This is a genomic window from uncultured Nocardioides sp. (assembly GCF_902805925.1).
Taxonomy (GTDB): domain Bacteria; phylum Actinomycetota; class Actinomycetes; order Propionibacteriales; family Nocardioidaceae; genus Nocardioides.
In genome coordinates this window covers 1-8,323 of sequence record NZ_CADCUP010000093.1, presented here as the reverse complement: position 1 = coordinate 8,323, position 8,323 = coordinate 1, and the positions used below count along the sequence as shown (strand labels likewise).

The window sequence follows — 8,323 nt, the reverse complement described above, 5'->3', positions numbered from 1 at the left end:
GCAGCCGGCGAGCGTCATCAGGGCTAGTCCGAGCACTGTCGCGAACGCGGCCCGCCTCGGGGCTGCAGCCGGACGCTGCGGGAGTTGCAGACCCACGAACGAGCCTCTCTCTCGGTCAGTCACGTATGGGGTCGAGGGTATCCGAATCCACCCCATCGACCACCGGCGGGTGCCGGGTAGGTTCGTGGTGTGACCGATCCGGCCCGTGACGGGTCCGCCCCCGCTGGACCAGCGGCGTACGCCGACCTCGACGCTGCCTCCTCGCAGCCGCTGCACCCCGCGGCGCGGGAGGTGTTCCTGGCAGCCCTCGACCAGGGGTACGCCGACCCGCGGCGCCTCCACCACGGGGCCCGCACGGCCCGTCTCCTGCTCGACAACGCGCGCGAGGCGGTGGCCGAGAGCCTGGGCGTGCGGACGCCGGAGGTGACCTTCACCTCCAGCGGCACCGACGCGGTGCACCGAGGCCTTCTGGGCCTGCTTCGCGGCCGCGAGCGGGCCGGACGCACGCTCGTGCACTCCGCGGTCGAGCACTCGGCGGTGCTGCACGCGGCGGCCTGGGCGCAGGTGCCGACGGTGGCCGTGCCGGTGACCGCGACCGGGCTCGTGACGACCACGGCGGTCACCGAGGCGCTCGCCGCGGTGGACGGGGACGCCGGGGTGCTGGCGGTGCAGTCGGCCAACCACGAGGTCGGCACGGTGCAGCCGGTGGGTGAGATCGCCGCGACCACCGACGTGCCGCTGTTCGTCGACGCCTGCGCGTCCGCCGGACGGCTCCCCCTTCCCGCGGGCTGGGCCGTCGCGGCCGCCTCGGCCCACAAGTGGGGTGGGCCGGCCGGCGTCGGCCTCCTCCTCGTCCGCACCGGCGCCCGCTGGCGCAACGCCCTGCCCGGTGACGACCGCGTCGACGAGCGCAGCAGCGGGTTCGAGAACGTCCCGGCCGCCTTGGCCGCGGCGGCCGCGCTGCAGGCGGTGGTGGCCGAGCGCGAGGAGCGGTCCGCCCGCGAGCACCGGCTGGTCGATCGGGTACGGCGCGCCGTCGGCGCCCTCGCCGACGTCGAGGTGGTCGGCGAGCCGGAGCACCGGCTGCCCCACCTGGTGACGTTCTCGTGCCTCTACGTCGACGGGGAGGCGCTGGTGCACGAGCTCGACCGGCGCGGCTGCGGCATCGCCAGCGGCTCCGCGTGCACGGCCTCCACCCTGGAGCCCTCGCACGTGCTCGTCGCGATGGGGGCGCTCACCCACGGCAACGTGCGGCTGTCCGTGGGTCGCGACACCACCGACGCCGACGTGACGCGGTTTCTGACCGCCCTGCCCGAGGTCGTCGCCACGCTGCGCGGGCGGGTGGGACTGTGACGCCCGACGGGACCCCCGACGTGACCCCCGACCTCGAGCTCGACTGCCGCGGCATGCTGTGTCCCATGCCCGTCATCGAGCTCGCCCGTCGCATCGGCGACGTCGGCGTCGGCGCGCTCGTGGCGGTGGTCACCGCCGACCCGGCCGCCCGGGTGGACGTGCCGGCGTGGTGCCGCATGCGCGGGCAGGAGTACGTCGGCGAGGACGCCGCCGGCGACGGCCAGCCGCGTCACCTGGTGCGGCGCAGCGCCTGACTCAGGCGTGGAGGGTGCTCAGGTGGGGCTCGACGTCGGCGCGGGCCTGGTCGCCGTACGTCTCGGCGCAGCGCTTGAGGAAGGCCGACCGCGAGAGTGTGTACTCCTGGGTGCCCACCTGCTCGACGACGTGGACCGCCAGCAGGCAGCCCAGCTGGGCGGCGCGCTCGTGCCCGAGGCCCCACGCCAGCGCCGCGAGGAACCCGGCCCGGAAGGCGTCGCCGACACCGGTGGGCTCGACCTTCTCGATCTCGGGGACCGCGCCGACGGTGATCGACGCGCGGCCACGCGCGTCGATGCGCACGCCCTCCGCGCCCAGCGTCACCACCCACGTGCCGACCCGGTCGAGCACCTCCTCGGTGCTCCAGCCGGTCTTCTGGGTGATCAGGGACGCCTCGTACTCGTTGGAGAACAGGATGTCGGCCCCGTCGACGAGCCGGCGGATCAGGTCGCCGTCACCGAACGCCAGCTGCTGGGACGGGTCGGCCACGAAGCGGTAGCCGCGGACCCGGCACTCGTCGGTGTGGCGCAGCATGCCCTCGGGGTCGTCGGGGCCGATGAGCACGTAGTCGGGTGGACCGACGCGGTCGACGATCGGCGCGAGCTCGATCTCGCGCGCCTCGCTCATCGCTCCGGGGTAGAACGAGGCGATCTGGGCCATCGCCCGGTCGTTGGTGCACACGAAGCGCGCGGTGTGCCTGGTCTGCGACACGTGCACCGACTCGCAGTCGACGTGGTGGCGCTCCAGCCAGGCGCGGTACTCCGCGAAGTCCTCGCCGACCGCACCCACGAGCACGGGGTGCAGGCCCAGGTTGCCGAGGCCGAAGCAGATGTTCGCCGCGCAGCCGCCGCGGCGTACCTCGAGGTCGTCGACGAGGAAGGACACCGACAGCTTGTCGAGCTGGTCGACGACCAGGGAGTCGGAGAACCTGCCCGCGAAGGACATCAGGTGGTCGGTGGCGATGGAGCCGGCGATCAGCAGCGACATGGGGTCAGACCCTACTCGGGCGCGACCCTGGGAGTACCAATCGGTAACGCCTAGCGTCGGGGGCATGAGCCCGCTCCCGTCTCGTGCCACGGACGCCTACGGCGAGCTGTCGACACCCGAGGAGATGCGCGATGACGCCCGGGTCGTCGCCTCGGCCCTGGGCCTGGACCGGGTCGCCCGGGCGGCGGCGGAGGGCGCGCCCGGCCTGCGGTACGACGACCACCCGCGGGAGGTGCCGGACGTGTCCGTCAGCCCCGCCGCCGCGCGGCTCGCCGGCTCGCTGCACCTGCACCTGGACTGACGAGGGCGCGTCAGCGGACTCCTCGACCGTGGCCGAGCGAGCGGCGCGTCCGAGGAACGAGGGCGCGAGCCGGCGGGACGAGGTGCCACCGCGACCACGCACGACGAAGGGCCCCCGCCTCAGGCGGGGGCCCTTCGTCGAGGTGTCAGTGGAAGCTGTCGCCGCAGGCGCAGGAGCCGGTGGCGTTGGGGTTGTCGATGGTGAACCCCTGCTTCTCGATGGAGTCGACGAAGTCGATCATCGCGCCGTTGAGGTAGGGCACGCTCATCCGGTCGACGACCACGGTGACGCCGTCGAAGTCGGTGGTGACGTCGCCGTCGAGGGTGCGCTCGTCGAAGAACAGCTGGTAGCGCAGACCCGAGCAGCCTCCCGGCTGGACGGAGATGCGCAGGGCGAGGTCGTCTCGACCCTCCTGCTCGAGGAGGCTCTTGACCTTGGAGGCCGCGACCGCGCTCAGGTTGATCTGGTCGGTACGACGCTCTTCGGTGGTCTCGAGCTGCTCGGTCATGTGGTCTCCCAAAGTGGTCGGAGGTGCTGCGGTGCTACCAGACCCAATACTCGCACACGCGGGGTTATTCCCCGACCCGGCCGGCGCCCGGTGCGGGCGGTGACCAGGTCCGGGCCACCCGCGCCGCGAGGTCGGCGAGGGCCCCGGGCGGGTCGGCGGCCGAGCGCTCCTCCCCCACCACGTCGACCATCGCGTAGGCCGACTCCACGCCGAGCGCCCGCATCTCACGGGAGCCGACGAGCACCTGGCCGGCCAGGGCGACGCACGGCCGCAGCGCGTGCGCGGCGACCTCGGCCACGCCGTACGGCACCGTGCCCGAGCGGCTGGAGAAGTCAAAGGCGCCCTCCCCGGTCAGCACGAGGTCGGCCGCTGCCGCCCGGGCGGCGAGGTCGACGTGCGCGGCCACCAGCGCGATGCCGGGCTCGCGGCGCGCGCCCAGCAGGAGCAGCGCGAAGCCGATCCCGCCGGCCGCGCCGGCGCCCTTGTCGAGCGCCGTACGACGGTCGGTCGCGGCCGCCCACTCCTCCAGCAGTCCGTCGACGGCCGGCAGCCGCTCCTCGCTGAGGCCGTTCTCGGCGCCGGCGGTCTTGGCGGCGCCGAAGAGCCCGGTGAGCGGGTGGTCGGCCTCGCCGGCGGCGACCAGCGTCAGCCCCTCGACGGCGGCGCGCGCGGGCCCCAGGTCGACCTCGGACACGCCGGCCAGGCCGGCGCAGCCGCGGTCGAGGGGGCGGTCGGCGGTCGCGCCGAGAGCCGCGAGCAGCCCCGCTCCCCCGTCGGTCGTGCCGGGGCCGCCGAGCCCGAGCACCACCGTGGTGGCCCCCGCGTCCCGGGCCGCGAGCAGCAGCTGCCCCACGCCGTACGACGACGCCTCCTCGGGGTCGCCGCCCGGCCCGGTGAGGTGGCGACCGCAGGCCTGGGCGCTCTCGACGTAGGCCGTGCCACCGACCACGAGCAGGGTCGCCGGCACGTCGGCGGCGAAGGGCCCCCGCACGGTCACCGCCGCGAGGTCACCACCGAGCGAGGCGTGCAGGACGTCGACGAACCCGGGTCCGCCGTCCGACATCGGTGCGAGGTCGAGCTCGTCGTGCGGAGCACGACGCGCCCACCCCTCGGCGATGGCGGCCGCCGCCTCGGGTGCGGTCAGGGTGCCGGCGAACCTGTCCGGGGCGATGAGCACGCGCATGCAGTCATCCTCCCCGACCGCCCACGTGCGCCCTGCCACCGGCCCGCCCTAGGCTGCTTGCCGATGACGGACCCGACGACGAGCCCTGCCGTCCACGCCGAGGTGCCCGCCGGGGTCCTGGTGCGGCCGATGGTGCCGACCGACGTGCCCGTCGCCGAGCGGCTCTCGGCCGAGGCGTTCGCCGAGGCCGCCCGGGCCGCCGTACGCAACGGAGCGGAGGAGCCGCAGCCGCGCTCGCCGGACCGTGCCGCACTGTGGGTGGCCCGGACGCTCCACCTCCTCGACTCCGACCCGCAGGGCTGCTGGGTCGCCGAGCGGGAGGGCGCGTTGCTCGGCTTCGCGACGTCGTACCGCCGCGACACCACCTGGTTCCTGGCCACCTTCGCCGTGCGGCCGGGCGTCCAGGGCCGGGGCCTGGGCAAGGCGCTGCTGGCCACCGCGCTCGACCACGGCCGCGGCGCCCTGCGCGGCATGCTCTGCGCCTCCGACGACCCGCGGGCGCTGCGCCGCTCCCGGCTCGCCGGCTTCGACCTGCACCCCCAGATGGAGCTCTCGGGCCGGGTCGACCGCACCTCCCTGCCGGTCGTCGACCGGGTGCGCGAGGCCACCGCCGGCGACGTCGCGCTGATGGACTCCGTCGACCGCGCGACGCGCGGGGCCGCTCACGGCCCCGACCACGACTTCCTGCTCGAGACCTGCCGGGCCGTGGTCGTCGACCACCGCAGCGGCGAGGGGTACGCCTACGTCGACGACCGCGGCGTCGCGCTGCTGGCGGCCACGACGCGCGGCACGGCGACCAGGCTCCTGTGGACGGCGCTGGCCGAGGCCGGCGACCGGGCGAGGGTCCCGCACGTCACCGCCGCGAACCAGTGGGCCATCGACGTCGGCATGGCGGCCGGCCTGTCGCTGCGCACCCGCGGCTACCTCGGGCTGCGCGGCATGCGGCCGCCGGCGCCGTACGTCCACCACGGCTCGCTGCTGTAGCGCGTCAGTCGCGCTGCGACCTGCCGGGCAGGTCGAGCATCCGCTGGAGAGCGACCTTGGCCTCGGCCTCGGTGCGGGGGTCGACCTCGATGACGTTGACGACGTCGCCGGCCACCAGCGACTCCATCGCCCACACCAGGTGCGGCAGGTCGATCCGGTTCATCGTGGAGCAGTAGCACACGTTGCGGTCCAAGAACACGATCGTCTTGTCCGGGTGTGCGTTCGCGAGCCGCTGCACCAGGTTGAGCTCGGTGCCGATGGCCCACGCCGAGCCGGGCTCGGCCGCCTCGATGGTCTTGATGATGAACTCGGTCGACCCGACCAGGTCGGCCGCGAGCACCACCTCGTGGGTGCACTCGGGGTGCACCAGCACGTTGATGCCCGGGTGGCGCGCCCGGAGCTCGTCGACCACGTCGACGGTGAACCGGCCGTGCACGGAGCAGTGGCCTCTCCACAGGATCATCCGCGCGTCGCGCAGCTGCTCGGGCGAGAGGCCGCCCGAGGGCCGTCGGGGATCCCAGACGACGCACTCCTCGAGGGGGATGCCCATCTGCAGCACGGCGGTGTTGCGGCCGAGGTGCTGGTCGGGCAGGAAGAGGACCTTGGCGTCCGGCTTCTGCTCGAAGGCCCACTCCAGCGCCACGTCGGCGTTCGAGGAGGTGCACACGACGCCGCCGTTGCGGCCGCAGAAGGCCTTGATGTCGGCCGAGGAGTTCATGTAGGTGACGGGTACGACGGCGTCCTGGATGCCGGCGTCGGCCAGCGCGTCCCAGGCGTCCTCGACCTGCGCGAGGCGGGCCATGTCTGCCATCGAGCACCCGGCGGCCAGGTCGGGCAGGACGACCCGCTGCCCCGCGCCGGTGAGGATGTCGGCCGACTCCGCCATGAAGTGCACGCCGCAGAACACGATGAACTCGGCGTCGGGCCGGTCGGCGGCGTCGCGGGCGAGCTTGAAGGAGTCGCCGGTGACGTCGGCGAACTCGATGACCTCGTCGCGCTGGTAGTGGTGGCCCAGCACGAACACCCGGTCGCCGAGCGCCGCCTTGGCAGCGCGGGCACGTGCCACGAGCCCGGGGTCGGAGGCGGCAGGCAGCTCGCCCAGGCACTCGACGCCGCGCTCGGCCGAGAGGTCCTTGCCGCGGCCCAGCGGCAGCAGCGGGAGGTTGACGGTGCTCATGGGCAGATACTAGGCCGCGCCCGGCGAGACGTCGTCAGTGACGGGGCAGCGTGAAACGCACGGTCGCACCGCCGCTGGGCGTCTCCTCGATCCAGATCCTGCCGCGGTGCGCCTTGACGATGCGGCGGGCGGTGGTGAGCCCCAGGCCGGTGCCCGACACGGACTTGTCGAGGCGCGCCAGCGGCTCGAAGACCCGGGTGCGCTCGTGCTCGGGGACGCCCACGCCGCAGTCGGCGACGCTGAAGGTCCAGGCGGCGGTCTCCTCGGAGGCGGCCACGACGACTCTCAGCGGCCGGTCGGGGTGCGCGTAGCGCACCGCGTTGTCGAGCAGGTTGGAGAACACCACCTGGAGCTGGTCGGGGTCGGCGAGGACCGTGGGCATCGCGGCGACCTCGACGGCCGACCGGTGCTCCGGCGCGCCGAGCCCACCCACCGCCACCTCGAGCAGGTCCGCCACGTCCACGTCGCGCTTCTCCGGTGCCGTGGCCTGGCGGGCGTAGGCGTGGAGGTCGTCGATCATGTCCTTCATCCGCTGCGCGCCGCGCTCGGCGCGCGAGACCATCGAGAGCAGCAGGGCGTCGGCGGGGTCGATGTTGTCCTGGGCGATCTCCAGCGACATCGCGACGGCTGCGAGCGGGTTCTTCAGGTCGTGGCTGACGGTCCCGGCGAAGTCGGCGAGCCCGTCCTGCGCGACCGCGAGCGACTCCGAGACCTCGAAGAGGCGACGCGACGCCAGCTCGAGCTCGAGGACCCCCACCAGCCGGTCGGCCAGCAGGGCCAGGTCCCGACCCTGGCGGTCCACCTCGTGCGGCTGCTCGTCGAGGACCGCGAGGATGCCGAACCGGACGCCTTCGGGGGTGGTCAGCGGAGTGACGGCGACGAACCGGACGGCGCCGCGCCCACCGCCGACGCAGCCGGACGCGAACCGTTCGTCGGCGTCGGCGTCGGGGACCACCAGCGGGCTCTCGTCGAGCACCGCGGAGCCGCACAGCGCGAGGGCCACGGCCTCCAGCTCCGCGCCCAGGCCGTACGACGCGACGGTCTGCGGCCCGGCCTCCGCAAGCACGACGACGGCAGCGGTGGGTGCGGCGCAGAGGCGCGCGGCCAGCTCGGCCAGCTCGGCCAGCTCGGGACGCTGCGGCTGCTGGAGGAGGTGATACTCCTCCACGGCGGCGTTGCGCTGTTGACCGGTGCTCACAGCCCCGGAGCATCCCACAGGGCGAGCCACCGCTGCAGGTCCTTCTCGAAGGGCAGCTCGGCCTGGAGCCCGTCTCGCACGGTGAGCTCGAGCAGGTTGTCGCGCTGGTGCCCGCTCCCGGGAAGGCCCGGCACGGGCGCGAAGGGGTAGAACGTGCCCTGCTTGTAGAGGTAGACCAGCCCGAAGGTGCGGCCTTGAGCGTCGCGGAACGGGACCAGGGTGCACAGCAGCCCACCGCCGAACCCCTGCGCCTCCACGGTCGAGTTGACGGCGTGGAGGTCGGTGCACAGCCCGGCCACGTCGTCGGGCGACCCGGTCACCTGGAGCCAGGTGAAGCCGTAGGGGTCGGTCGTGGTCGCCACCGAGGGCGCCCGTCG

General features: G+C 74.1%; 9 protein-coding genes and 1 pseudogene. 4 read left to right on the top strand and 6 right to left on the bottom strand.

Going from position 1 to position 8,323, the window contains the following annotated elements:
• Nucleotides 1-189: 189 nt before the first annotated feature.
• Complete coding sequence (locus QZX64_RS06635) at nucleotides 190-1,353, top strand: cysteine desulfurase family protein (protein ID WP_295657818.1); 1,164 nt, start codon at nucleotides 190-192, stop codon at nucleotides 1,351-1,353.
• On the top strand, nucleotides 1,350-1,607 hold the full coding sequence (locus QZX64_RS06630; RefSeq protein ID WP_295657817.1) for a sulfurtransferase TusA family protein: 258 nt from the start codon (nucleotides 1,350-1,352) through the stop codon (nucleotides 1,605-1,607). Before QZX64_RS06635 ends, QZX64_RS06630 begins: the two co-directional genes overlap by 4 nt.
• 1 nt (nucleotide 1,608) lies before the next feature.
• Here the strand turns inward: QZX64_RS06630 and QZX64_RS06625 are convergent, their stop codons facing one another.
• Complete coding sequence (locus QZX64_RS06625) at nucleotides 1,609-2,595, bottom strand: carbohydrate kinase family protein (RefSeq protein WP_295657815.1); 987 nt, start codon at nucleotides 2,593-2,595, stop codon at nucleotides 1,609-1,611.
• A 64-nt stretch (nucleotides 2,596-2,659) separates the two neighbouring features.
• Here QZX64_RS06625 and QZX64_RS06620 point away from each other — a divergent pair, with 64 nt between their 5' ends.
• Complete coding sequence (locus tag QZX64_RS06620; protein WP_295657814.1) at nucleotides 2,660-2,896, top strand: hypothetical protein; 237 nt, start codon at nucleotides 2,660-2,662, stop codon at nucleotides 2,894-2,896.
• A gap of 145 nt (nucleotides 2,897-3,041) precedes the next feature.
• Here QZX64_RS06620 and erpA read toward each other — a convergent pair whose 3' ends face one another.
• Nucleotides 3,042-3,404, bottom strand: coding sequence for an iron-sulfur cluster insertion protein ErpA (erpA, locus tag QZX64_RS06615; RefSeq protein ID WP_295657813.1), 363 nt, complete (start codon nucleotides 3,402-3,404; stop codon nucleotides 3,042-3,044).
• Nucleotides 3,405-3,468: 64 nt separating this feature from the next.
• Complete coding sequence (locus QZX64_RS06610; RefSeq protein WP_295657812.1) at nucleotides 3,469-4,587, bottom strand: glycerate kinase; 1,119 nt, start codon at nucleotides 4,585-4,587, stop codon at nucleotides 3,469-3,471.
• 63 nt (nucleotides 4,588-4,650) lie between these two features.
• On the opposite strand from QZX64_RS06610, the gene QZX64_RS06605 reads away from it, so the two are divergent.
• The gene (locus QZX64_RS06605; protein ID WP_295657811.1) at nucleotides 4,651-5,571 is read left to right on the top strand and encodes a GNAT family N-acetyltransferase; all 921 of its coding nucleotides are present in this window, start codon (nucleotides 4,651-4,653) and stop codon (nucleotides 5,569-5,571) included.
• Between the two features lie 4 nt (nucleotides 5,572-5,575).
• Here the strand turns inward: QZX64_RS06605 and nadA are convergent, their stop codons facing one another.
• From nadA to QZX64_RS06590, 3 genes and pseudogenes are all read right to left on the bottom strand, one after another.
• Nucleotides 5,576-6,748 (bottom strand): quinolinate synthase NadA, encoded by a 1,173-nt coding sequence (gene nadA, locus QZX64_RS06600; RefSeq protein ID WP_295657810.1) that lies wholly within the window; start codon nucleotides 6,746-6,748, stop codon nucleotides 5,576-5,578.
• Nucleotides 6,749-6,782: 34 nt separating this feature from the next.
• Nucleotides 6,783-7,946, bottom strand: coding sequence for an ATP-binding protein (locus QZX64_RS06595; RefSeq protein ID WP_295657809.1), 1,164 nt, complete (start codon nucleotides 7,944-7,946; stop codon nucleotides 6,783-6,785).
• Nucleotides 7,943-8,323, bottom strand: a pseudogene (locus QZX64_RS06590) (hypothetical protein); the annotation flags it as partial. The pseudogene QZX64_RS06590 and the gene QZX64_RS06595, both read right to left, overlap by 4 nt.